The organism is Allobosea sp. ASV33 (genome assembly GCF_016428755.1).
Classification (GTDB): Bacteria; Pseudomonadota; Alphaproteobacteria; order Rhizobiales; family Beijerinckiaceae; genus Allobosea.
This window is the reverse complement of record NZ_JAELTI010000018.1, coordinates 22,478-46,576: the sequence shown is the minus strand read 5'-3', so window position 1 is coordinate 46,576 and position 24,099 is coordinate 22,478. Positions and strand designations below refer to the sequence as shown.

The 24,099-nt window shown below is 65.0% G+C and carries 25 protein-coding genes; 13 read left to right on the top strand and 12 right to left on the bottom strand.

All coding sequences use genetic code 11. From position 1 onward, the window contains the following. Positions 1–18: 18 nt before the first annotated feature. The 3 genes from JHD80_RS08185 to JHD80_RS08175 form a co-directional block, all read right to left on the bottom strand. A complete protein-coding gene (locus JHD80_RS08185; protein WP_199085895.1) occupies positions 19–1,479 on the bottom strand; it encodes a methyl-accepting chemotaxis protein in 1,461 nt (486 codons plus the stop codon). Continuing rightward, entirely contained in the window at positions 1,476–1,790 is a 315-nt protein-coding gene (locus JHD80_RS08180) for a P-loop NTPase family protein (protein WP_199085893.1), read from the bottom strand. The genes JHD80_RS08185 and JHD80_RS08180 overlap by 4 nt, the downstream gene beginning before the upstream one ends. A 116-nt stretch (positions 1,791–1,906) precedes the next feature. After that, a complete protein-coding gene (locus JHD80_RS08175; protein WP_199085891.1) occupies positions 1,907–2,905 on the bottom strand; it encodes a P1 family peptidase in 999 nt (332 codons plus the stop codon). Between the two features lie 174 nt (positions 2,906–3,079). Between JHD80_RS08175 and JHD80_RS08170 the strand changes: the two genes are divergently transcribed. Together JHD80_RS08170 and JHD80_RS08165 are read left to right on the top strand one after the other, a co-directional pair. After that, complete coding sequence (locus JHD80_RS08170; RefSeq protein WP_199085889.1) at positions 3,080–3,706, top strand: Spy/CpxP family protein refolding chaperone; 627 nt, start codon at positions 3,080–3,082, stop codon at positions 3,704–3,706. Positions 3,707–3,825: 119 nt separating this feature from the next. Continuing rightward, complete coding sequence (locus tag JHD80_RS08165) at positions 3,826–4,542, top strand: MgtC/SapB family protein (RefSeq protein ID WP_199085887.1); 717 nt, start codon at positions 3,826–3,828, stop codon at positions 4,540–4,542. 56 nt (positions 4,543–4,598) lie between these two features. Here the strand turns inward: JHD80_RS08165 and JHD80_RS08160 are convergent, their stop codons facing one another. Next, on the bottom strand, positions 4,599–4,841 hold the full coding sequence (locus tag JHD80_RS08160; protein WP_199085885.1) for a hypothetical protein: 243 nt from the start codon (positions 4,839–4,841) through the stop codon (positions 4,599–4,601). 199 nt (positions 4,842–5,040) lie between these two features. On the opposite strand from JHD80_RS08160, the gene JHD80_RS08155 reads away from it, so the two are divergent. Then, positions 5,041–5,193: a hypothetical protein gene (locus JHD80_RS08155; protein WP_199085883.1), complete on the top strand. Its 153-nt coding sequence runs from the start codon at positions 5,041–5,043 to the stop codon at positions 5,191–5,193. A gap of 59 nt (positions 5,194–5,252) precedes the next feature. Here the strand turns inward: JHD80_RS08155 and JHD80_RS08150 are convergent, their stop codons facing one another. Continuing rightward, positions 5,253–5,537: a hypothetical protein gene (locus JHD80_RS08150; protein WP_199085881.1), complete on the bottom strand. Its 285-nt coding sequence runs from the start codon at positions 5,535–5,537 to the stop codon at positions 5,253–5,255. Positions 5,538–5,779: 242 nt separating this feature from the next. On the opposite strand from JHD80_RS08150, the gene JHD80_RS08145 reads away from it, so the two are divergent. The 5 genes from JHD80_RS08145 to JHD80_RS08125 all read left to right on the top strand — a co-directional run bounded on the left by JHD80_RS08145 (position 5,780) and on the right by JHD80_RS08125 (position 9,576). After that, on the top strand, positions 5,780–6,658 hold the full coding sequence (locus JHD80_RS08145; protein WP_199085879.1) for a site-specific integrase: 879 nt from the start codon (positions 5,780–5,782) through the stop codon (positions 6,656–6,658). Then, complete coding sequence (locus JHD80_RS08140) at positions 6,655–6,981, top strand: site-specific integrase (protein ID WP_199085877.1); 327 nt, start codon at positions 6,655–6,657, stop codon at positions 6,979–6,981. Before JHD80_RS08145 ends, JHD80_RS08140 begins: the two co-directional genes overlap by 4 nt. 167 nt (positions 6,982–7,148) lie before the next feature. Further along, complete coding sequence (locus JHD80_RS08135) at positions 7,149–7,379, top strand: colicin E3/pyocin S6 family cytotoxin (RefSeq protein WP_199085875.1); 231 nt, start codon at positions 7,149–7,151, stop codon at positions 7,377–7,379. A gap of 321 nt (positions 7,380–7,700) precedes the next feature. After that, on the top strand, positions 7,701–8,684 hold the full coding sequence (locus tag JHD80_RS08130) for an ImmA/IrrE family metallo-endopeptidase (protein WP_199085874.1): 984 nt from the start codon (positions 7,701–7,703) through the stop codon (positions 8,682–8,684). A gap of 373 nt (positions 8,685–9,057) precedes the next feature. Beyond that, positions 9,058–9,576, top strand: a complete 519-nt coding sequence (locus JHD80_RS08125; RefSeq protein ID WP_199085873.1) for a hypothetical protein — start codon at positions 9,058–9,060, stop codon at positions 9,574–9,576. A gap of 197 nt (positions 9,577–9,773) precedes the next feature. Here JHD80_RS08125 and rpsD read toward each other — a convergent pair whose 3' ends face one another. The 4 genes from rpsD to JHD80_RS08105 form a co-directional block, all read right to left on the bottom strand. Continuing rightward, a complete protein-coding gene (rpsD, locus tag JHD80_RS08120) occupies positions 9,774–10,391 on the bottom strand; it encodes a 30S ribosomal protein S4 (RefSeq protein ID WP_199085872.1) in 618 nt (205 codons plus the stop codon). Between the two features lie 205 nt (positions 10,392–10,596). Further along, positions 10,597–10,830, bottom strand: coding sequence for a hypothetical protein (locus tag JHD80_RS08115; protein ID WP_199085871.1), 234 nt, complete (start codon positions 10,828–10,830; stop codon positions 10,597–10,599). A gap of 60 nt (positions 10,831–10,890) precedes the next feature. After that, complete coding sequence (gene murI, locus JHD80_RS08110) at positions 10,891–11,757, bottom strand: glutamate racemase (RefSeq protein WP_199085870.1); 867 nt, start codon at positions 11,755–11,757, stop codon at positions 10,891–10,893. A 146-nt stretch (positions 11,758–11,903) separates the two neighbouring features. Next, positions 11,904–13,181 (bottom strand): flavin monoamine oxidase family protein, encoded by a 1,278-nt coding sequence (locus JHD80_RS08105; RefSeq protein WP_248311443.1) that lies wholly within the window; start codon positions 13,179–13,181, stop codon positions 11,904–11,906. Between the two features lie 400 nt (positions 13,182–13,581). Here JHD80_RS08105 and JHD80_RS08100 point away from each other — a divergent pair, with 400 nt between their 5' ends. After that, positions 13,582–15,870, top strand: a complete 2,289-nt coding sequence (locus JHD80_RS08100; RefSeq protein ID WP_199085868.1) for a TonB-dependent hemoglobin/transferrin/lactoferrin family receptor — start codon at positions 13,582–13,584, stop codon at positions 15,868–15,870. A 212-nt stretch (positions 15,871–16,082) separates the two neighbouring features. On the opposite strand, the gene JHD80_RS08095 is transcribed toward JHD80_RS08100, so the two are convergent. From JHD80_RS08095 to JHD80_RS08085, 3 genes are all read right to left on the bottom strand, one after another. After that, positions 16,083–16,910, bottom strand: a complete 828-nt coding sequence (locus JHD80_RS08095; RefSeq protein WP_199085867.1) for an RNA methyltransferase — start codon at positions 16,908–16,910, stop codon at positions 16,083–16,085. Positions 16,911–17,089: 179 nt separating this feature from the next. Continuing rightward, the gene (locus tag JHD80_RS08090) at positions 17,090–18,229 is read right to left on the bottom strand and encodes a dipeptidase (RefSeq protein WP_199085866.1); all 1,140 of its coding nucleotides are present in this window, start codon (positions 18,227–18,229) and stop codon (positions 17,090–17,092) included. A gap of 279 nt (positions 18,230–18,508) precedes the next feature. Then, positions 18,509–19,759, bottom strand: a complete 1,251-nt coding sequence (locus JHD80_RS08085) for an NAD(P)/FAD-dependent oxidoreductase (RefSeq protein WP_199085865.1) — start codon at positions 19,757–19,759, stop codon at positions 18,509–18,511. 264 nt (positions 19,760–20,023) lie between these two features. Between JHD80_RS08085 and JHD80_RS08080 the strand changes: the two genes are divergently transcribed. From JHD80_RS08080 to purB, 4 genes are all read left to right on the top strand, one after another. Beyond that, a complete protein-coding gene (locus tag JHD80_RS08080; protein ID WP_199085864.1) occupies positions 20,024–20,995 on the top strand; it encodes a hypothetical protein in 972 nt (323 codons plus the stop codon). Between the two features lie 44 nt (positions 20,996–21,039). Continuing rightward, complete coding sequence (locus JHD80_RS08075; protein WP_210339830.1) at positions 21,040–21,732, top strand: glutathione S-transferase family protein; 693 nt, start codon at positions 21,040–21,042, stop codon at positions 21,730–21,732. A gap of 163 nt (positions 21,733–21,895) precedes the next feature. Further along, a complete protein-coding gene (gene rpe / locus JHD80_RS08070; protein WP_199085863.1) occupies positions 21,896–22,579 on the top strand; it encodes a ribulose-phosphate 3-epimerase in 684 nt (227 codons plus the stop codon). A gap of 145 nt (positions 22,580–22,724) precedes the next feature. After that, positions 22,725–24,032, top strand: coding sequence for an adenylosuccinate lyase (purB, locus tag JHD80_RS08065; protein WP_199085862.1), 1,308 nt, complete (start codon positions 22,725–22,727; stop codon positions 24,030–24,032). Positions 24,033–24,099 lie beyond the last annotated feature (67 nt).

Genomic DNA, 24,099 nt, shown 5'->3' with positions numbered 1-24,099 from the left:
CCAGCAGGGAAACGGGGCTCAGGCGGCGCGGATGCGGCCGAGGAACTGGGCGACCTCGCTGTCGAGATGGACGGACTGGCGCGAGAGCTTGTCGGCGGATTCGGCGACATGGCTTGCGGCCTCGTCGGTTTCCGCGGCGATGCGGCTGACGATGTCGATATGCCCGGCGGCGAAGACGGTCTCGTCGGCGGCGCGGCGGATGATCTGGGCGATGCCGGCCGCCGCCGCATTCTGCTGCTCCACCACCGTCGCGACATTGCCGGAGATCTGGTTGAGCGAGCCGACCGTCGCGTTCATGGCGTCGATCGCCACGATCGCCTCCGTGCTGGATTCGCGGATCGCGCCGATCTGATTCTGGATCTCCTCGGTGGCGCGCCAGGTCTGGTTGGCGAGCGACTTGATTTCCTGGGCGACGACGGTGAAGCCGCCGCCGGAATGGCCGAGGCGCGCGGCCTCGATCGAGGCGTTCAGCGCCAGCAGGTTGGTATGCTTGGCGATGGTCGAGATCGCGTCGGTGATGTCGCCGACCTGGCCGGCCTTGCGCGACAATTCGCCGACGGTGTCGAGCACGGCGCGGGCCTGCCGTGTCGTCTCGCCCACAACCCGCGTGGTTTCCGCGACCTGGCGGTCGACCTCGGCGAAGGAATGCGCGAGCTCGGTCGTGCCTTGCGTGACGGCGACGACGTTCGAGGAGGTCTGGCGCGAGGATTGCGACGCCGCGCTGGAACGCTCGGAGACCTCGAGCGCACCGCTCTTCATCTGCTGCGAGGCGATGCGCAGGGACTGCACGGAGGCGATGACGTCGCGGGCGATGCCGGCGATCTCGCGCTCGAAATCATCGGCGACGGCGTGCAGGACCTGGCGGCGGACGAGGGCGCCGCGCTCCATCGTCTCGGCGAGGTCTTGCCGGGCCTGGTCCGCGGCAGCGCGTGCAGCATCGGCCGCATGGCGCTCGCGCTCGGACATCTCCAGCGATCGACGCAGCGACCAGACCAGGCAGCTCAGGGCGAGCGACTGGACCAAGACGATCAGCCCATGGAGCAGGACGCGGTCGATCTGGCTGCCGTTCAGGAAGACCGCGCTCGGCATCAGCAGGCTGAAGGCGAGGTGATGCACGACGATAGCAAGCGTCGCCGGAATGAAGATGCGCCAGTCCAGCCAGCCGGCGAGCACCGCCAGCATCGCGAAGAAATACATGTGCATGTCGGCCTGATAGGGATGGCCGGCATAGGCATAGACCAGCAGCATCACCTGGCCCATGGTCGCGATGCTCGTGATCTGGCGCGTGATCCAGCCGGTGCGTTCGATGCGCCAGACCAGCGTGCAGAGCACTGCGAGCGCGACGCCCGCCAGCACCAGCGTCGGGCTGTTGAGCGGCGAGGCCGACGGTGTCCCGAGCGCCAGAACGGCGGCATTCGCCCAGAGGATCGCGATCAGGACGCGGGAAAAACGGTCGCGAAAGCGGAAGACGTCGTTCATCGGCTGCTCCCTGCGGAACTTCCGGTGCAGAGCCTGGCAAAGGCGGCATCGATGACGAGCCAGGCGCCCGCGCCGTAGAGGGACGAGACGAAGCCGTCACGCTCCGCCATGGTGAAGGCGACGGAGGAGGCGGCATCGATCTGCAGGAGGCTGCCGCTCGCGTCGGTGACGGCGCGGGCGATGTCGGCCGTTCCGGTGCCGGCGGGGAAGAAGGCGGCGATCGGCCGCCCCGGCACGGGCCAGGCTGCGATCAGGAGTGCGGCGACCGCCATCGCGATACCGCAGATCAGGCCAAAGCCGATTTCGCGCATAGGTCCCCCCGGTTGCCCAGCCATGCATACGAAAACCTAAGCGAGCAGGTTAGGGGCGCCGCCTTTATGCTTGGTAAATTGTTTCGCTAACGTTGGGGAATGTCCCCGAGATCGCTTCAGGAGCCGAAGCGGTCCTGCCAGGCGGGCCTGGCGCCGGGGAAGGGCAGGGCCGTGGCGGCATGGATGCCTCGCGCCACGGCGCGGGCGAGCACGTCGGCCGCGGTGGCGCAGAGCTCGGTCATTGCGAAGGCGTCCGAAGGCGCGCCGCTGTAGCCGGTGGCGGCGGCGAAGACGATATCGCCGTCGAGCGGGGCGTGGGCAGGACGCAAGGCCCGGGCGAGGCCGTCATGGGCGGCGAGCGCGAGCCGGCGGGCCTGCGGCTTGGTCAGCGAGGCATCGGTCGCGACGAGGGCGATCGTGGTGTTCTGGCCGGTGCCGCCCTTGAAACGCAGGGCGATGTCGTCGGGCGAGATCACGGCGGGCCAGCCCAGGCCGCCGAATTCTCCGTCGCGCTCATAGGGCGCCGCCCAGAAATGCGGGCCATCGCCGATGGTCGCGGTGCCGACGGCGTTGACCGCGACGAGTGCGCCTACGACCTGCCCCGTGGCGGCGCGGGCGCTGGCCGAGCCGAGCCCGCCCTTCAGGTTAGCAGTGGTGGCGCCGAAGCCCGCACCGGCGGTTCCCAGCATGAAATCGGCGGAGGCGGCCGCTGCGGCTTCCGCGCCCAGCCGAGCATAAGGGGTGGCGTCCTCGCCACGAGCCCAGGGCTTCTCGCCACCGTTCATCAGGTCGAACAGGATCGCCTGCGGGACGATCGGCACGCGGAAGGCGCCGACGGGGAAGCCGCGGCCTTCCTTCGCCAGCCAGCGCATCACGCCGTCGGCGGCGCCCAGCCCCCAGGCCGAGCCGCCCGAGAGCACGATGGCGTCGACATGTTCGACGGTCATTTCGGGGTCGAGCAGGGCGGTGTCACGCGTACCCGGCGCGCCGCCGAGCACCGCGGCAGAGGCGATGGTCGGGCGATCGAACACCGTCACGGTGACGCCCGTCGCCGCGGCTGCATCATGGGCCTGCCCGACCAGCAGGCCGCGAACATCGGTGATGAGATTTTTCATGGAGAACCTGATGGCGAACCGAAACGCACGGACGGCGTTGTCGCTACATTACGATCTTTTCATGCGCTGGCCATTGGCGGGTCAGGCCGGCAGGATCAGGGTCGCAATATCGCCAATCGGCTTCGAGACCCGCTGCGCGACGCCTAGACCGGACCGATTCAAGGGAGATTGCCCGTGAAACCCATTGCCCTCATCGCCGCATCGTCGATCGCGATGCTCGCCGGCAGCTTCGCCCTGGCGCAGCCGCAGCCGGTTCCGCCCGCGAGCGGAGACCAGAAGCAGGAACGGACGGAAAACCGCGAACAGCGCCGCGACGAGTGGCGCGAGCGCCGGGCCGAGCGCGCCAAGGCCAAGCTCGACGAGCGACTGGCCAAGGTCCGCGCCGATCTCAAGCTCAAGCCGGAGCAGACGGCCCTGTTCGACAAGGTCGAGGGCTTGATCAAGCAGCGCAGCGAGCAGCGCGCCCAGCAATGGGCCGGGATGCGCGAAGAACGCGAAAAACTGCGCCATGCCGATTTGATGGAACGCCTCGACGCGGCCGCGAACCGGGCAAACATGCGCGCGACGCGCTCCAAGGAACTGGCCGATGCGGTGCGTCCGCTCTGGACGACCCTCAGCGACGAGCAGAAGACGGTATTGCGCCGCTCCGTCCGCGAGGCGATGGCGGAAGGGCGCGAGCGCTTCCGCGAGATGCGCGCCTGGCGCGGCGGCTGGCATCAGGATCAGAACGATCAGGGGCCGCGGCGCTGGCGCGATCGCGACGACCGGCGCGATCGGGGCGGTTTCAACGACGACGAGTAAGGGGCGCGCCTGCGTTCTCCAGGTGGTTGAGCGCCCTGTTCTGACGACATCGCGCCCCCGGCTTGCCGGGGGCGTTTCTTCATGCCAAGCACCGCTGCCCGTCACGCGAGACAGCGGCCATGCGCTTCGTCCAGACCTTCGAACTTATGCCCTTCCTCGACACGGTCGTCAGCCTGACGGCCGCTTTCGTGCTGGGCATGCTGATCGGCGCTGAACGGCAGTATCGCCAGCGGACGGCCGGATTGCGCACGACGGTTCTCGTCGCGCTCGGGGCGGCGGCCTTCGTCGATCTCGGCATGCGCCTGGAGGGTTCGGCGGGCGCGATCCGGGTGGTCGCCTATGTCGTCTCGGGTATCGGCTTTCTTGGCGCCGGCGTGATCATGAAGGAGGGCATGAATGTCCGCGGCCTCAATACCGCGGCGACCCTCTGGGGCTCTGCCGCGGTGGGGGCCTGCGCCGGCGCGGACATGATTGCGGAAGCGGCGCTCGTCGCGACCTTCGTGATCTTCGGCAACACGCTGCTGCGGCCGCTGGTCAATGCGATCAACCGTATTCCGCTCGACGAGCAGGCGCTCGAGGCGACCTATGAGGTGGTCGTCACCACGCGCGATTCGACCCTGGCCGCGGTGCGTGAGACGCTGGTCGACTATCTCGAGGCGGCGCAATACCCGGTCAGCGACATCACCACGGTCGAGCGCGGCGAGGACACGGTCGAGATCGTCGCCAAGCTGATCAGCACGGCGGTCGACCGCAAGGAACTGGATCAGGTCGTCGACAGGCTGGCGCGCCTGCCGGGCGTCAGCCACGCGACCTGGGAGAGCAGCACCACCGACTGACCGCACCGGGCACAGCCGCGCCCGGTCGCCGCGCGATGCCGCTCTCGCTCAGGGGCTCAACCGCTGACCGCGTCCGAAACGCATTTCTTGGTGAAGCTGTTCTTGGCGGCGCCCGCCAGCTTCTTGTCGGCAGCCTGCTTGTCGCAAGCCGCGCCGGCATCCTTCTCGCATTTGGTCAGGAAGCTCGTCTTGGCGGCGCCTGCAAGCTTCTTGTCGGAAGCCTGGAGGTTGCAGCTTTGCGCCTGGGCGGCGCCGGCCATGCAGCACAGGGTGAAGGCCGTCAGCAGAATTTTCTTCATGCGAATCTCCTCTCGGGAAGGCGAGGTTACGCTACGGCGGCGCCGGGAGGAACGGGGAGCGGAAAGGCCGCCCTGCTTTCGCCAAAATCCCTAACGCGCGGAATTCAAAGGGAATTCAGACGTTTACCATATCCGTTTAGGTTGGATTCACGGCTCGCCATTTACGCTTTGTCAGTGATTGCGATGCGAGAGGTGAACCATGAAGCAGACATGGTCATGCTGGGCGATGCGGGCCTTCATCGGCTCGGTCTTCATCGTCTGCCTGTTCGGGCCCTACGCGCTGTCGATCCTGATCGGCTGCCTGGGGGTGGGCTGCTACTTCTTCCGCCATGAGGTCGGCTCGCATCTTTGAGCCGTTGCAAGGCCCCCGCGCACGCCAGACCGCGGCTGCCGTTCCGCCGCGGACGCGCTCTACCTGATCCGGCGCAGGTGACAGGTCTTCACGCGCCCGCCGCGGCCGTCCGCGCGCCAGACGCAGCCCGATCGGGCCGGGGTGCGGTCATAGAGATAGATCTCGGCGCGCCGCTTGCGATCGAAGCGCTGGTTGGAGAAATCGTGCCCGCCCACGCGCACATTGCGGCCGAAGCGCACTTCGGCCGAGGCCGTCGCGGACAAGGTCGCGCTCAGCCCTGATGCCACTGCGACCAGGATTGCGGCGGTCGCTAGAGTGCCGTGAAACGTCTTTCGGGCTCTCATCCCGTTCTCCGGATCGTCGTCGGCGCCGCCATCCGGCAGCTTCGACCGTGCGGCAGAATAAAAAAGGGGACGGCCCGAAGGCCATCCCCTGAATTGTGTCCAGGCCTTGAAAGGCCGTGGGCGTTGCCGCCGATCAGCGCGAGTAGAACTCGATTTTCGACCTACCTAACGCGCTGAACTCATTGACGTTGCACCCTTTATTGGTATGCGTGTGGGGTAGAACGTGTGGGGAGGCATGTGGGGTGGTCAAAGTCGCTGGGTATCTGGAGAAGCGCGGGCCGGGGTTTGTGGCTGTAGTTGAGGTCCCACCGGCGAAGCGTGCTGCGGTCGGGGCGAAGCGCCTGAAGAAGGGGCTCTCGACCAGAGACAAGCATGTTGCCGAGGCTCGGCTTCCAAAGGCACTGCTGGAACTGCACGCACGCATTGATGAGGCATGCCGCAGGCGTCCCGAGACCGACCCCCTCACTGCGGAGGCGATGGCCTTTAGAGAACAGCTTCAGGGCGTTCGGGCTGGCGGACGGGTGTGCATCCCCTCGACAGTCTTCGACCCTGACACGGGATGCGAGGAGGAGATCGAGGTCGAGATCGCGGGCGACATCCTCGTGGACGAAGTGCAGGCAAGAGGCGAGGCGATCCAGCGGGAGCAGGGAAGTGAGCGGGCCAAGGGGTTCGCGGACATCGCGTTCGGCCGGGCGACCCCGCTTCTGCACCACATGGAGACATGGTTGGCTGAGCCGGGGAAGCGGGGGACGCTGCGGGCTCCGAGGACGATTCGCGAGTACCGGGGAATGCTGGAAGCGTTCAGGGACTGGTTAGCGGAGCAGGGGTTGGCAAGTCCCACGCTTTTCGGCAAGGTCAAGAATGCGGGACTTCGCGACCTGATGCTTCTGTCGTTGCTGTCAGGGATGCGGATCAACGAGGCCTGCTGCCTGACTGTCAGTCAGTGCATGGACGACGTCTTCGACGTGAGTGGCACAAAAACCAGAGCAGCGAAGCGTAAAGTCCCGATCCACCCCGCCTTGTCGATACTTATTGAGCGACGGACGGACGAAAGCCGGATGACTGGCTGCTCCCCGAAGCCGGAGAGCCGGACCGCGACGGGAAGCGCGGATCGAACATGAGCGCCTACTTTCATCGCCTGAGGCTGGATGCAGGCGTCGATGACCGACCGGAAGGCGGAGGGGTGTCCCGCGTCAACTTTCACTCTTTCCGCCGCTGGTTCATTTCGCAGGCCATCCTGGCTAGCCAGCCTCCGCATGTTGTGCGGCAGGTCGTGGGACACGAGCAGCCGAAGAACGACCCAACCCTCGGCGTGTACTTCAAAGGCGACCTCTCGCAGGCCAAACGGGTCTGCGTAGAAGCGGTCAAACTACCGGCAACCGTCCGGAAGGTGCTTGGGTTGGGAGATGCCACTGATGCAGACAGTTACAGTTCAGATACCTGAGGTCGATCCGAGATCGCGGTGGTTGCCGAATTATTCGAGATCGTCGTCTCTGGGGGAACGACCAATTTCTTTACCCGTGGACGCCAGCTCGTTGCGTTTTTAGGCGTCCAACCATAACGTCCCACGATATTGAAACTCAGTTACAAAGTTGGCTCGGTGGTGCGCTCTTGACCAAGACCATACCCAAACCGTCGATATTCGATGATTTTGAACTTCTTGGGGCCTTCGGGGGTAAAAAGCGGTGGAGAAGCCACGGGGGGAAGCGGCTTTACGAATGGGACGCCCTCCACGGAGAGGTTGAAGTTTATGATGCTCGTGGAAACCATTTGGGTGTCATGGATCCCGTTTCTGAAGATTGGCTAAAGCCGGCCGTAAAGGGAAGGCGAATTGATGTCTAACTCCATGCATTCTTTTCTGTCATTGGCTCTCGTCGGTGAAGTCCTGTACGATGAGATCGACGATTTTGTTGATGCTTGGCATAAGGACCGAGAGACTACCCTCGAGCTGCATCAATACCTCGGTATGAATGAGGCTGAGTATTCGCTTTGGCTTCGGGAGCCTGACATGCTTCCGATCATAATCGCGGCCCGTCATCAGAAGCGACCTCTTACGGAGGCCGTTAATGACAATTTTAATCAGAGGCGCTTGGCGGCAAGATCTGACGATAATATCAAAATCGCACGCCTTCAAAGATGGCTGACTGAACAGGGTAAGTTAGGTTGAGTTTCTCGCCTGAAGTTAATTTGGCAAGGCGGCTTGTTGACCGTAAAGGCCTCACACCTCCTATCGACATCGAAAAGCTGGTTAAAGATTACGCGACTATTGAGGAATTAGCGTTTCCGGTTGATGTCGATGGGGTTTGTCTCGATCTAAAGCAGCCTGGAAAAAAACCCCGAATTCTTGTGAATTCAGTGGGCAGAAGTCGCAACCGGATGCGGTTCACACTTGCTCACGAATTAGGTCACGTTCTCATACCCTGGCACACGGGTTCGATCGTTGACGAAACAGACATTGGTAATGGTGACGAAAATGCTGACTATTGGCAGCTCGAGGGCGAAGCAAACCGCTTCGCATCAGAATTACTTATGCCTACAAAATGGGTTCTTGAGATTGCCCAGCAGTTTGCCAGTCCATTAGATGTTACTGAAAAGATTGCCAATGTTGCAAATGTCTCGTTTCATGCGGCCACTATTAAGTTGATCGGGTGCCTGCCGCAGGGATTTATTTTTGCTCAGACGCAGGAAGGGATAGTTAGGTCCTCAGGAAGATCGCCGGGCACACTGGCGAACCAGCCTTTCATTGGCGAAGCAGTAAATCCTGAGAAAGCGTACCCATGGGCAAAATCCGTATGGCACAAGCATGCTGGTGATTTGGAGTATCATTGGTGGCGGTCGAAGGCAGACAAATCAGAGCCCGCTGCAATCGATGCACGAGGATGGCGGAATATACTTGATAGTATATTGGTTCATACTGGTATACATGGCGAAGAATTGAAAAAATTTAAACAATCTATCAATGGTATCATTGCTTATGCAAACGGCCACGTCAGAGTCAATCGTTCATCTGCTGCAATCTATGATGCTTGTTTGCAGAGGCTGCATAGCGTAGCTAAAAGGGACGCGCGAATTAACGCGATGCTTGAACATGATGAATTCGATGCTTTCCTTTGGTCGAAAATTTCTGATCTTATTAAGCTCGATTAATGCTCGCTAGCTGCGCAATGGGATTGGTAAAAGCTCGAGAAAAGCCCCGAATTGGGAGCCCCGACGATGGTCGAGGCCCCCTTTATGTTGATCACGGCCTACTAGACCTGCCCTGCCCCTGATGGCTTCAGCGGCGGCCAGAGCGGACTTCGCAAGCGCAGCGATTGCGGCAACGGCAACCTTACCCGCCGGATAGGGTCCAGCGGCCGGAAGTTCATCTAACGCTGCCGGCGCGACGTCTGGAAAGCGATCGCCGGTAGCGATCTCTGCGACACGACCTCCATTGACCCCAAACCACGCAGCGATGTCGTGCTGGCGGTCCCCACGCGTCAGCATTCCCTTCACGAGTGCGGCGTCGGCCTCATCGAGGACAATGCCGCTCGGCTTTGCACGTGTTAGCGCGTTCGAGATACTCGCGCATAACAAGGGCTCAGGCATCGGACAGGTCTTGGAGCTGTTATCGGGCGTCGACTGGCAGAGGAAAAGCAAGTTCGAGATTGACCGAGGCTTCAAGAAGCAGCGCCGCGTTTATGAGACGAACCTTGCGGGCGAGCTGTATGAGCGTCTCAACCACGTGCGTAACCAGTTTCTTCACGGAAACCCCGTCACTCCAGACACGCTTAAGGTTCCTAGATGCGGTCGCAGCCTGCTCAACTTTGCGGCCCCGCTGTATCGACTGGCATTAACGGCCGCTCTGAGCCTATCGCGCAATTCCGATCCGCCAAGTCTCGATGATGCACAGGCGTTCGCCACATACTTCTCAGAGCATTCAAGCTTCTGTGAACCGCAAAAGAGGGTCGAGGATGCGCTGCTGATGGCCCGTGGTGACCATTCGACCGAGGGCGAGCTGCGGGTCAAAAGCCGTGGACGCCACATTTTCGAAGAGGTGTGACGGACGGCTGCTGTTGGGTGGTGTGCGGCAATCTTAGCGAACAAGGGCGGGAGCGCACGCTCAACAACCGGACCGAATAGGCACCCTCTAAAAGCGTGAGGGGGAAAACGTGTGGGGTGGCGTGTGGGGGGCGGCGAAATCTCGTCGCCCTCCAAATCGTTGAAAACAAACGGGTATTTGTTCCCGTTCCGAACGGCTTACCGAGAGTAGAACTCGATGACCAGGTTCGGCTCCATCTGCACCGCGTAGGGCACGTCCGACAGGGTCGGGGTGCGGGTGTAGGTGGCCGTGGACTTGCTGTGGTCGGCGTCGATGTAGTCCGGCACGTCGCGCTCGGCGAGGGCGGCCGACTCGATGACGATGGCGAGCTGGCGCGAGCTCTCCTTGACCGCGATCACGTCGCCCGGCTTGACCTGATAGGACGCGATGTTGACGCGCTTGCCGTTCACGGTGATGTGGCCGTGGTTGACGAACTGGCGGGCCGCGAAGACGGTCGGCACGAACTTGGCGCGGTAGATCACGGCGTCGAGACGACGCTCGAGCAGGCCGACGAGGTTCTCGCCCGAGTCGCCCTTCAGGCGGATCGCCTCGGCGTAGTAGCGGCGGAACTGCTTCTCGGAGATCGAGCCGTAATAGCCCTTCAGCTTCTGCTTGGCGCGGAGCTGCGTGCCGAAGTCGGACGGCTTGCCCTTGCGGCGCTGGCCGTGCTGGCCGGGGCCGTATTCACGACGGTTGACCGGGGACTTCGGACGGCCCCAGATGTTCTGACCGAGGCGGCGGTCAATCTTGTACTTCGCCTCATGGCGCTTCGACATGTCGCGTGTCCTCTCAGGTTCGCGAGTTGAGGACCGCGCCCTCCTGCTCCCCCGCATATTGGCCGGGGCGACAGATCCAGCTTCCGAAGAAGAGCGGATCACGGGTGCGGAAAAAGCCACGCGGCCCCGTGAGGAGCCGCGCGACGAAAGGGCGTATGACGGAAAGCCGGCTTCGAGTCAATTCCGAACCGGCCAAAAGCCGGGATCAGCGCCAATGCCGATGGTGGCGATAATGGTGGTGGCGCGGGCGATGCTTGTGCCAGCCGTAGTGATGGCCGCGATTCCAGCCGTGGTGCCGGCGCGGACCGTGGCGATAGACGGCGTGATGACCATGGCCCTTGTGCCAGCCATGGGGCCTCGCCTGCGCTTCCGTGCTGGCTCCGGCGCCGGCGAAGGCGAAGCCGGCGACAAGCGCCAGCAATAACAGCAGCTTTCTCATGGGTGCGTTCCTCCGCGATGGTCGCCAGCACCAAAACGTCGAGGCCGACCGCCGGTTCCCTCAGTTTGCCAGCGGCATGGGCTCGATGACGACCTGCGCCAGCCCGTAGCCGGCCAGAGCGATGCGCAAGGGACCGGTCAGCCCGGAGCCGTTGGTGAAGACCGCGGTCGCGTCGTGGCAGGTCGAATCGGGCTGCCGCGCGCCGGACAGGAGATCGGCGACGCGGCGCGCGATCGCGGGGGCCGGATCGATCCACTCGACCGGCCAGGGCGCGAGCCGCTTCATCCGTTCCAGCAGCAAGGGGTAATGCGTGCAGGAGAGGGTGACGACATCGGTGCGGCGGCCGTTCGCCTCGACGAAGCAGGGCGCGATCTCGGCGGCAAGGACCGCGTCGTCGACGGCCTCCCCCTTCAGCGCCTGCTCGGCGAGGCCGGCGAGACGCGTCGCGCCGACGAGCGTGACGTGGTGGCTGGCCGCATAGGTCTCGATCAGTTCGCGGGTGTAGTCGCGCGCCACGGTTCCGGGGGTCGCCAGCACCGAGATCATGCCGCTGCGCGTCGCCGCCGCGGCCGGTTTGATGGCCGGCACGGTGCCGACGAAGGGAATGGCGAAACGGGCCCTGAGCGCCGGCAGCACCAGCGTCGAGGCCGTATTGCAGGCGATGACCGCGAGATCGGGATGGAAGCGCGCGACGAGGCGCTCCATGACCGCGAGGACGCGGATGACGAGTTCCTCCTCGCTCAATCGGCCATAGGGGAAACCGGCATCGTCGGCGGCATAGACGATATGGGCGCCGGGGCAGGCCTGGGTCGTGCGCCCGAGCACGGTGAGGCCGCCGAGACCGGAATCGAAGACGAGGATGGTCGGCTGAGGCCGGGGGATCGTGAAGGGGCGATAGCCCGTGCCGGCGAGGAGATCGACTTGCATGGTGGTGCCGAGGATTTCAAAGCCCGACTCCGCCAGAGACCGGTTAAGGGATGGTCAATGGCGCGTTTATCCACTGTCTCGAATTGAGCAGGATTTCAGGCTGGTCGCAGGGAGGGCCCCTTCGAACCGCTGCGGCCTGATGCCCGTCAGGCCTTCAGCCGCGCGATCGCTGCGGCGGCTGCCCGACCGGCGAGCGTCGCACCGCCGACCGTCATCGCGCCACCGCCCGCCGTCGCTTCGCCGGCGATGAACAGGCGGTTGCCGATCGGCTGGGCGAGGGCGTCGCGCGCTGCCTCGTGGCCGGGATCGCAGATCGAATAGGAGCCGCGGGCGAAGGGATCAGTCCACCAGGCCGGGAAGGAGACCGCCTTCACGGCCTTTCGGAAATCGGCGCCGACCATCTTCACCAGGAGATCGACCAGATGCGCCCGCGCCTCGTCGGTTCCCGCTTCCGAGAGCTTGCGGGCATAGTCGCCGCCGCAATAGCCGATGACGATGTCCTGCCCGCCCGGGAACATGTCGAGATTCATCAGCCGCTCGGGCGCAGCCGCTTCGAGATAGGTCGCTCCGGGCGTGATGCCGAAGCGGTCGCCCTCCACCTTCAGCGCGATCTTGGTCAGCGCGCCCATATGCAGGCCGGCCAGCGCGTCGCGCGTCGTTGTGGGCAGTTCGGGGACGAAGCGGATCGTACCGGCCTTGAGCACGCCGACCGGCACCGTGACGACGCAGGCCTTGGCCCGCAGCGTCCCGGAATGCGTGGCAACGCTAACGTCCGGCCCATCCCAGCGGATCGTCTCGACGGCTTCGTTCAGGCGGATGTCGAGCCCGGCGGCCGAACGTGCGACGAGATTGCCGTAGCCCGAGGGCACGATGAGATCGTCGCCCGACCACAGGCGCTGGTAGTCGCGTGCGGAAATGCGGCTCGATTCCTCGCCGATCGAGAGCAGCAGGCCGGAGGCGGCGACGGGTGCGAGCTCCGGGCCGAGATCCCCCAGCAATTCGGCGACAGACATGTCGCGCTGGCCGAGATCGACCGTTTCCAGCCGGCGATCGATCTGGCCGAAGGCGTCGCGGCGACGCCGGCGCTCAGGCTCCGCCATGGGGCGGCCGTCCGCGAAGACCTTGAAGCCGCTTCCCCACGGTTCTGAGGGCGTGGCGATGCCGAGGTCACGGGCGATCTGGACCCAGGGGTTGCGCTCGGCCCAATGGATGAACATCGCGCCGGCATCATAGATCGGGCCGAGCGAGGCATCGGTGAAGGCGCGACCGCCGACACGGCTGCGGGCTTCGAGCACGACGGCCTGCCGCCCGGCGGCACGCAGGGCCTGGGCGGCCGCGATGCCGGCCGCTCCGGCGCCGATCACGACGACGTCGACATCCCTCGCAGCAGCCACCCGACCGGCTATGGCGAAGCTCGCGGCCATGGCGCCGCCTCCGGTCAGCAGCTTGCGACGATTCAACCCGGAATGACGTGAACTCATGACAGGAGAATGTGCGCGAAGTTTTGCATTGCAATGGCGGGGAGGCCGCTTGCCGATCCGCATCGATCACGAGATCGGGAGCTTCGCCCGGGCGTCACAAAAGGAACGGAGTGACGCTAGTCTGGAATTGGCCGATGCAATCTTATTATTTAGAGGAATTCTACCATTGTGATCTTCCTGCATCGGGAAATCTCCTTCGAGATGCAGATGATTGACAGTTATCGATTCGCTCAATATCCGAATATTGTCTTATCTGGGGCAGATAAGATCTTGTTTGTATTAATTTAAAACTGTTGAGCTGCGGCGAGTTCGCGTGCGGCATTCAGAAGGACGGGTCAAGGCCATGGGGACGTATTCCGGCTCATTGCGCGAGGGGGTCGCGCTCGGAACTTTGATGGTGGTGCTGCTGGCTTCGCCCGCCATCGCCCAGCAACAGAGCCGGACCCGCACCGCACCGGTGGTGCAGAATTCGGATGCGCCGGTCGTTCTCGACCAGATCAACGTGCAGGGCGAGGGGCAGCCCGGTGGAGCGCTGCTCAACGGGCCGACGACGACACGCGTCACCCGCCAGGAGCTTGACCGCCAGCAGATCACGAGCCTGACCGACCTGTCCAACCGGGTCGAAGCCGGCATCACGTTCAACCGGACGACCAATTCGCTGAACATCCGGGGCCTCGACGGCGCGCGCGTGCTGACGACGATCGACGGCATCCGCCAGCCCTTCCTGGTCGATACGCGCGTCACGCGCGGCGCCCAGAATGCCTTCGACTTCGATTCCCTCTCGACGCTCGATCTGCTGCGCGGTGGCAGCGGCGGCAGCACGCTCGGCAACGGAGCGTTGGGCGGCGCGCTGGCGGTCCGCACGCTCGATCCCGAGGATCTGATCCGCAACGGCCGGTCCTACGGCGCCCTCGCGAAGACCGGCTATGACAGCACGGATCGCGCCTGGTTCGGCAGCGCGGCGGCGGCCGCCCGCCTGGGCGACACCTCCGTCCTGCTCCAGGGCGGCTTCCGCGACGGGCACCAGATCGACAGCAAAGGCAACTACAAGGCGATCGGGGCGACGCGCACGGCGCCGAACCCGAGCGATTTCAACCAGTACAACTTCCTCACCAAGATCTATCAGCAGGTCGGCGATCACCGCTTCGGCATCCAGGGCGAGTTCTTCAAGCGCGCCGACCGGGTACAGACCCGCACCAGCACGGTGTCGCTGACCGGCAATTTCCGCCCTGGTTCCTACCAGACCGGCGAGGATGTCGAGCGCAACCGCGTCTCGCTGAGCTATGACTACAAGGTGCCGGGCTCGTTCTTCGACGAGGCTCATGCCATCGCCTATTGGCAGCGCCTGAAGCGCAACGACCTCGTCAATGCCTGGCGCTATACCAGCATCGTCGGCCCCTATGCGCGCGACAACGAGAACGAACAGAACGCCTACGGCTTCAACGGCCATGTCATCAAGAGCTTCCAGACCGGCGCGCTCTCGCACCGGATCACGGCCGGCACCGAACTGCGCATGTCGTCGCTGGAGCAGTATTCGGCCGGCGTCGACAACTGCCCGGCCCGCCCGGCTTCGGGGTCGTATTCGGGCGCCTTCGCGACCTGCAACAACCTGTTCACCAACCAGGCCGACCAGCCGAAGGTCGATGGCAAGCTTGTCGGCCTCTACCTGCATGACGAGATCGGCATGCTCGACAACCGGCTGCGGGTGACGCCGGGCGTGCGTTTCGACTGGTACGAGGAATCGCCGCAGAACACGCCAGCCTATACCAATAGCGGCTCGCGCCCGGTCGGCCTGCCGCCGTCATCGAGCGACAACGCCTGGTCGCCGCGCATCCGGTTCGAATACGACATCCTCAAGAACGCGCCCGTCGTGAAGGACGTCACCCTCTTCGCGCAATGGGCCAAGACCTTCCGGGCGCCGACGGCCGACGAGCTCTATGGCCGCTTCGGCGGGCCTTCCACCTATCTGCGTGCGGGCAACCCGACGCTCCGGCCTGAAATCGGCAATGGCATCGATGTCGGCCTGCGCCTCGGCGACAAGCAGCTCGGCGGCTCGATCACCTATTTCCACTCGAACTACCGGAACTTCATCGATACCTACCAGTCCCAGGCTCCGGGCGTCGGCGGCCTGTATCCGCAGGGCGGCATCACGACCTTCCGCAATATTCCGAAGGCGGAAATCCAGGGCGTCGAGATCAACGGCCAGTATGCCTTCGCGCCGAACTGGCTGGTGCGCGGCTCCTTTGCCTATACGCGGGGCATGAACAAGAGCGACAACACCTTCCTGAACTCGATCCCGCCGATGCAGGGCATCGTCGCCATCGCCTATGGGACGGAGACATGGGGCGCGGAGGTTTCGACCAAGCTCGCCGGCAAGCGTGACGACGTCGCGGCGACGACCGGGTCGGCCCAGGGCTTCCGGGCGCCGGGCTATGCGCTCTTCAACGCTTCGGCCTGGTGGCGCCCGATGCCGCAGATCGCGGACCTTGAATTCCAGGTCGGCGTCTACAATATCTTCGATCGCAAGTATTTCGATGCCGTCAACGTCCCGACCGGCGTTCTGGCCCAGGCCCGCGACTACTACAGCGAGCCCGGCCGCACCGTGAAGGCGACGATGAAATACCAATTCTGACCGGGCGTTTCGAGACCCCCCGACCAGACGAGCCGGCCCTTCGGGGCCGGCTTTTTTGTTGTCCTGTCTGCCCCTTCGCACGTCATTCCGGACAAGCCGCGAAGCGGCGCCGATCCGGAATCCATCGGAGGGAGCGGAGCTCTATGATGGATTCCGGGTCTCCGCTTCGCTCCGCCCGGAATGACGGCGTGTTTCTATCGCCAAGCGAAGTCTCAGTCCCCAGCTCCGTCAGCCCCATCGGCCTGCCGCGCCAGGAGCTTCGCCTTCTTCGGGCCTTCGACCAGCGACTTGAAGACGCCGCGCAGCGTCCGGGCCTCCTGCTCGGTCATGTCGAGCCGGTGCAGGATGTCGCGCAGGTTCGCCGTCATGACCGGCTTCTTGCCGGGCGGGAAGAAGCCGCAGAGGTCGAGCTCGGCCTCGAGATAGTCGAACATCGACAGGATCATCTCGCGCTTGGCCGGCGGCGAGGGATTGTTCTCGCGGAAGGGCGGCTCGCCATTGGTGGTCTTGAACCATTCATAACCGTTGAGCAGCACGGCCTGGGCGAGGTTCAGCGAGGCGAAGGCCGGATTGACCGGAAAAGTCAGGATCGCGTCGGCCAGGCTGATCTCCTCATTGGTCAGGCCGATGCGCTCGCGCCCGTAGAGGATGCCGACGCGCTCGCCGGAGCCGATGCGTCCGGCAACCTCCGGCATCGCCTCGGCCGGGGTGAGCACGCGCTTCATCTGGCCGCGCTCGCGGGCGGTCGTCGCCAGGACATGGTTGAGATCGGCGATGGCCTCGGCGGCGCTATCGAAGAGCCGGGCGTTCTCCAGGATATGGGTGGCACCGGAGGCGGCCGCGGTCGCGCCCTTCTTGAGGCCGCCGCCGCTCGGCCAGCCGTCGCGCGGTGCGACGAGGCGCATCTCGGAGAGGCCGAAATTCGCCATGGCGCGGGCGCACATGCCGATATTCTCGGCGAGCTGCGGCTCGACCAGGATGACGATGGGGGCGGGGGCCTGGAGGGCCGGGCGGGTGCGGTCGGTGCCGGAACCGGTCATGGGGAATCAGGTCTTGTCTTTGCGATGAGGCTGCTTTGCGCCCGGGATGGCCGGGCGCGTTGGGCAAGCTCATACGTCATGCTCGCCCTTGTGGCGAGCATCCGCGTCTTGACCCCACGCCAGACCAGCAAAGACATGGATGGTCGGGGCCAGCCCGACCATGACGAGGTCGCGAGCGTTCAGCCCGCCGCCTTCTCCACCGCGCGCAGCACGCGCAGCATGTTGCCGCCGGCGAGCTTGGTCAGGTTCTCTTCCGACCAGCCGCGACGGATCAGCTCCGCAATCACCGACGGGAAGGTCGTCGTGTCCTCGAGCCCGTCCGGATTGACCCAGCCGAAGAAGTCCGAGCCGATGCCGACATGGTCATGGCCGATGCGCTTGGCGAGATAGTCGACATGGTCGCAATACTCGGGGAGCGTCGCCTTCGGGCGCGGGCCGGACTTGGCCGTGATCTCGGCTTCGGCCTTGGCGCTGTCCATGCCATCGGGCGTCTTGCCGTACTGGTCCTTGGCCGGGCGGTGCCAGTCGCGGGAGGCCTGGCTGATGAAGTCCGGCACGAAGGTCGCCATGACGATGCCGCCATTGCCGGCGACGCGGTCGAGCACGTCGTCGGGAACATTGCGCGGATGGTCGCAGAGCGTGAAGGCGTTGGAATGCGACCAGACGAGCGGGGCGCTGGAGACGTCGAGCGCATCGTGCATCACCTTCGGTGCGACATGGGCGAGATCGATGACCATGCCGAGCTTGTTCATCCGACGCAGCACGTCCTTGCCGAACGCGGTGAGCCCGTTATGGCGCGGGGCGTCGGTCGCGGAATCGCACCAGTCGGTGGTGTCGTTGTGGCAGAGCGTCATCAGGCGCACGCCGAGATCGTAATAGGCGTCGAGTGCATCGAGCTCGCCATCGACAGCCGAACCGTTCTCGATCGTCATGAACAGCGCGATCCGCCCCTCGGCCTTGGCGGCTTCGACATCGGCGGCCGAGAGGCCGGGACGGAAGACGTCCGCGTGGCGCTTCAGGATGCCGCGCATCAGCGCGATCTGGGCGAGCGCGAAGCCGGCGGGCTTCGGATGGCTAGGCGGGACATAGGCCGCGAAGAACTGCGCCGCCATCTTGCCGGCCTGCATGCGCGGGATGTCGGTGTCGCCCTCGGTATGGACCTTGTCGAGGCCATAGGTGGCGACGTCGCCCTTCGCGTTGCGGTCCTTGCGGATGACATAGGGCAGGTCGTTATGGCCGTCGATCAGCGGCACGCGATCGAGCAGCGCGAGCGCGGCGGCGTAGGCATTGTCCTGGACGGGCGGTTTGGCGAGGGCCATGGCGAGGTCTCGGTCGGGAATCGGAAGCGGGATCGTGGCAGGGAGCGCGCCGGGAGGCGAGGGGGCAGGACGCAGGTCGGTTATCCCGAATGCGCTGCCTAGGTGTCATCCCGCACGCGCCGAGTGTGTCATCCCGTACGCGCTGCGGCACGCAGTGCTGCTGCGCTGATGCGGGATCGTGCGACGAGAGGGCGCCTTTTCCAGAGGGCGGTCCCGTGTCTGCGCAGCAGCGCTTCACGCTGCGGCGCGCACGGGATGACAGGTGCTCTATGACCGCGGTTAGGCGAACCGCGCCGGGGCGAACGGAGCCGGGTCGACGAAAACCTTCTGGCCCGTCACCATTTCCGCGATCATGCGGCCGGTGACCGCGGCGAGCGTCAGGCCGTGATGGGCGTGGCCGAAGGAGAACCAGAGGCCCTTGTGCTTCGGCGCGGGGCCGATGATCGGCATCATGTCCGGCGTGCAGGGGCGGCGGCCGAGCCAGGGCTCGGCATCGACGCGCTCGCCGAGCGGGAAGAGCTGTTTGGCGATCGGCTCGGCGCGGGCGAGCTGCACGGGAGTCTTGGGCGCATCGCGATCGGCGAATTCGGCGCCGGTGGTCAGGCGGATGCCCTGCAGCATCGGGGCGAGGAAATAGCCGCGCTCGGTGTCGAGCACCGGATGGTTGAGCACGGCGTTGCCCTGCGGCTTGTAATGCATGTGGTAGCCGCGCTTGACCGCGAGCGGCAGGCGATAGCCGAGCTTGTTGCTGAGCACGTCCGCCCAGGGGCCGAGCGCGACGACGACGTCCTTCGCCTCGGCCATGGTGCCGTCGGCGAGCGTGACGGTCCAGCCGGCACCGTTCTGCTGGAGCGTGCCGGCATCGCCGATGGCGAGCTTTCCGCCGAGCTTCTCGAACAGCGCGACATAGGCCTTCGACAGGCCGAGCGGGTCGACTACCGTCGTCGGGTCGGTCCAGTGCAGGCCGCCGATCAGGCTGCCATGGTCGAGATGCGGCTCCTCGGCCTTGAGGGTCGCCATGTCGAGCGCGCGGTAGTTCAGGCCGAACTCGCGATTCCAGCGGGCGGCCTCGGCGAGGCGGGTGTCGCGCTCCTTCTCGGTGCGGAACACCTTCATCCAGCCGTCGCGGCGCAGCAGGTTGGTCGCGCCGGCTTCCTGAGCGAGCGCGTCATGCTCGGTGACGCAATGCTCGATCAGGGTCGCGTATTTATGGGCGATCGCCTCGTGATGCGAAGCGCGCGAATGCATCCAGTAGGAGAACAGGAAGGGAGCGAGCTTCGGGATCGCGCTCCAGTGATAGTGAGCGTCGATGGTGTTGTTCATCGCGTAGCGGATGAGCGCGCCGAAATCATGCGGGAAGCCGTAGGGGTAGACGCCCTCGCGCTGGATCAGGCCGGCATTGCCGTAGCTGGTTTCCTCGCCTGGCGCGCGACGGTCAACCAGCAAGGTGGCGCGCCCGGCCTTCTGGAGATGAAGCGCGACCGAAATGCCGACGACACCGGCGCCGAGAACGATCGTATCCACCTTCATGACCTGCTCCTGCCAACCCTTTTCCCGCAAGGATACCGGTTTGCGCCGGCTTGTCAGCGGCGCGACCGAATTTTGCGCGGAATGGGATGATCTTTCGCAATTTCTGCGCCAACTCTACCGAGCCGTTTGGCGTGAGCCGCAATCGGCCGGCTTGGGCGCAATTTTATGCCGGCGCAGGACTGGGCTGCCTTGCCGGGAGGTGACGCTGCGCCTGCCTTCAGCCAGTGTGCGTCTGTTTCGAGAGCGATTCCAGAGCCCAAGCCGATGAATCCTGCCGCCTCCCTCGCTGCCGCGCTCGCGTGGCTCGGCCGCCATGGCACGCAAGGATTCGCGCTCTCGATCTTCCTCGGGCTGGCGCTGCCACAATTCTCGGCGATGGCGCGGCCGGCGCTGCCGATCACGATCTTCTGTTTCACGACGGTCGTGTTCATGCGGCTCGACATGAGCGTGACGCTCGGGCTGCTGCGGCGCCCGGCGAAACTCGCCGCGAGCTGCGCCTGGCTGATCGCAGGGCCGGCCCTGCTCATCGGCGGAGCGTTGCTGCTGGTCGGGCGCGAGAACCTCGATCCCGGCATCGTGCTCGGGCTCGCGATCATGGGGGCGGCACCACCGATCATGTCCTCGCCGGCGGTCGCGATCCTCTACGGCTTCGAGCCCTCGCTGATCATCGCCAGCGTCATCCTGACCACGATCGTCAGCCCCATCGTCGCGCCGATCCTGGTCGAACATCTGGCAGGCGCCGCGGTGCCGCTCGACCGCTGGGCGCTGACGCTGCGCCTCTTGATCTTCATCGGCGGCGGCATGGCGGTGGCCGCGGCGATCCGGCTCTGGCTCGGGCTGGCGCGCGTCAAGGCGATGAAGGCCAATCTCGATGGCTTCGGCGTGCTGATGTATTTCATCTTCGCCATCGCCGCGATGGACGGCGTGACCAAAGCCGCGCTCGACAATCCGCGGCTCGTGCTGTTCGTGCTGGGATGCGTCTTCGCGGTTTCGGCCGCGGGGCTGGCGTCGAGTTGGCTGGTGCTGCGGCTGCTGCCGGCCTCCGAGCGCTTCATGATCGGCTATGGCACCGGGCAGCGGAACATGGGCCTGCTCGTCGCGGCGCTGGGAGCCGGAGTCTCGCCGACGACCTTCCTCTATTTCGCGCTGGCGCAGTTTCCGATTTACCTGCTGCCCTGGCTGCTTGGCGGCGTTGCGACCCGGATTCGGCGCCGGGAGGCTGCTGACGGGCGTTGACGCAAGGGCTTGCGAGGCTTTCCCCGTCGCAGGAGAGCCGCGCCATGATCACCCTTTATTCCGGGCCGCTGAGCCTGTTCTCACGCAAGGTCGAGATCGCGCTGACCGAGAAGGGGCTCGCCTTCCAGCGTGTCGTGGTGCCGTTCAACCAGACGACGGGCTACGATCCCCGGCACCCCGAGGTGCTGGCGCTCAACCCGAAGCGGCAGGTGCCGGTGCTGACCGATTGCGGGCTCGTTCTCTACGATTCCACCGTGATCAACGAATATCTCGACGAGGCCTATCCCGAGCCGAAGCTGATGCCGGATTCTCCCGTCGATCGGGCGCGCTGCCGGCTCGACGAGCTCTATGGCGACGAGATCCTGTTCCAGGCCTTGAAACCCCTGATGCATCGCACGGAGCCGCCTTCGCCGGATCGCGACCGCCGCATTGCCCAGGAGGCGGATGCGCTGATCGCGGAGGAGGGGCTGCTGCGTCATTACGACGTGCTGGAGCAGAAGCTGGCGGGGCGTCCGTTCTTCGGCGGCCGGTTGTCGGTGGCGGATATCGCGCTGTTCATGAGCATGCTCTTCATTCGTCGCCTCGGCGGGCCGTCGCTCGACGGCTATCCCGGATTAGCGGAGTGGTATGCGCGGCTGAAGCTGCGGCCGGCCTTCGCGCAGGTGGTGGCGGAAATGGCGGAAGCCGACCGCCGGCTCTCCTTTCCGGTGGCGCTGCGGCAGGGGCGGAGCGCCTGACCATTTAGGGCGTCATTCTCGGGCTTGACCCGAGAATCTCTTTCAGGAGGAGGCGCTGGAGCCTCCGTGTCATGAGATGCTCGGGTCAAGCCCGAGCATGACGACGTTGTATTGCCCGGTTTCGCGATTGCGGCAGGCGGCTCGGGGCGTTAAACCCCCGCCCATGACCAGCCCAATCCGCATCGCCCCTTCAATCCTCTCGGCCGATTTCGCCAAGCTCGGCGAGGAGGTGCGTGCGATCGACGCCGCCGGTGCCGACTGGATCCATTGCGACGTGATGGACGGTCATTTCGTGCCGAACATCACCTTCGGCCCCGACGTGCTGAAGGCGATCCGCCCGCACACCCAGAAGTTCTTCGACGTGCATCTGATGATCGCGCCCGTCGACCCCTACATCGAAGCCTTCGCCAAGGCCGGCGCCGACCTGATCTCCTTCCATGTCGAGGCTGGCCCGCATCCGCATCGCACGCTGCAGGCGATCAAGGCGCAAGGCAAGCAGGCCGGTATTGTGCTCAATCCCGGCACGCCGGCGAGCGCGGCCGAGGCGCTGATCGAGGACGTCGATCTCATCCTGCTGATGACGGTCAATCCCGGTTTCGGCGGGCAGAGCTTCATCCGTTCGGTGGTCGAGAAGGTCGCGCAGGTGAAGGCGCTGATCGGCGACCGGCCGATCTCCATCGAGATCGACGGCGGCGTGACGCCTGAGACCGCGCCGCTGGTCGTCAAGGCCGGTGCCGATACGCTGGTCGCGGGCTCGGCCGTGTTCAAGGGCGGGCCATCGGCCTATGCCGGCAATATCGAAGCGATCCGTGGGGCGGCCGAAGCCGCGCGCGGGTCGTGGGTTTGAGATTTGACTGAAGACAGCGGCCGTCATCCCGGCCGTAGCGAAGCGGAGCGCCGGGATCCATCATAGGGCGCCGAGCCCTATGATGGATCCCGGAGCGACCTGCGGTCGTCCGGGATGACGGCGCGTATTGTGTGAAAGGCTTGCGATGATCCCGCGCTATTCCCGCCCCGAGATGGTCGCCATCTGGGAGCCGCAGACCCGCTTCCGCATCTGGTTCGAGATCGAGGCGCATGCGACCGACAAGCTCGCCGAGCTCGGCGTCGTGCCGAAGGAGGCGGCCGCGACGATCTGGGCCAAGGCCAAGGACGCCGTCTTCGACGTCGCGCGCATCGACGAGATCGAGCGCGTCACCAAGCATGACGTCATCGCCTTCCTGACGCATCTGGCCGAGATCGTCGGTCCTGAGGCGCGCTTCGTCCACCAGGGCATGACCTCGTCCGATATCCTCGACACCACGCTCTCGGTCCAGCTCGCGCGCGCCACCGATATCCTGATCGCCGATGTCGATGCGCTGCTCGCCGCGATCAAGCGCCGCGCCTTCGAGCACAAGCTGACCCCGACCATCGGCCGCTCGCACGGCATCCATGCCGAGCCGGTGACCTTCGGGCTGAAGCTCGCCCAGGCCTATGCCGAGTTCGACCGCTGCCGCGCCCGCCTCATTGCGGCCCGCGCCGAAATCGCGACCTGCGCGATCTCGGGCGCCGTCGGCACCTTCGCCAATATCGACCCGCAGGTCGAAGCCTATGTCGCTGAGAAGATGGGGCTCACCGTCGAGCCGGTTTCGACCCAGGTGATCCCGCGCGACCGGCACGCGATGTATTTCGCGACGCTCGGCGTCGTCGCCTCCTGCGTCGAACGCCTTGCGACCGAGATCCGCCATCTGCAGCGCACCGAGGTCTACGAGGCCGAGGAGTATTTCTCGCCGGGCCAGAAGGGCTCCTCGGCGATGCCGCACAAGCGCAACCCGGTGCTGACCGAGAACCTGACCGGCCTGTCCCGCCTCGTGCGCGGCATGGTCACGCCGGCGCTGGAAAACGTCGCACTCTGGCACGAGCGCGACATCTCGCACTCCTCGGTCGAGCGCATGATCGGCCCCGACGCGACGGTGACGCTCGATTTCGCGCTGGCGCGGCTGACCGGCGTCGTCGACAAGCTGCTGATCTATCCGCAGAACATGCGCAAGAATCTCGACAAGCTCGGCGGCCTGCACAATTCGCAGCGCGTGCTGCTGGCGCTGACCCAGGCGGGGGCGAGCCGCGAGGACAGCTATGCCATGGTCCAGCGCAATGCGATGCGGACCTGGGAGCACGGCGAAGACTTCCTGACCAACCTGATGGCCGACAAGGACGTCGCGGGGAAGCTCTCCGCGTCCGAGCTCAAAGCGATGTTCGACGAGGGCTATCATTTCAAGCATGTCGACACGATCTTCCGCCGGGTCTTCGGGGACGCTTGAACCCGTTGGTGGGCCGACTTAGTTTTATCACCGGTTCGTCATCCCGCACGCGCGGCAGCACGCAAGT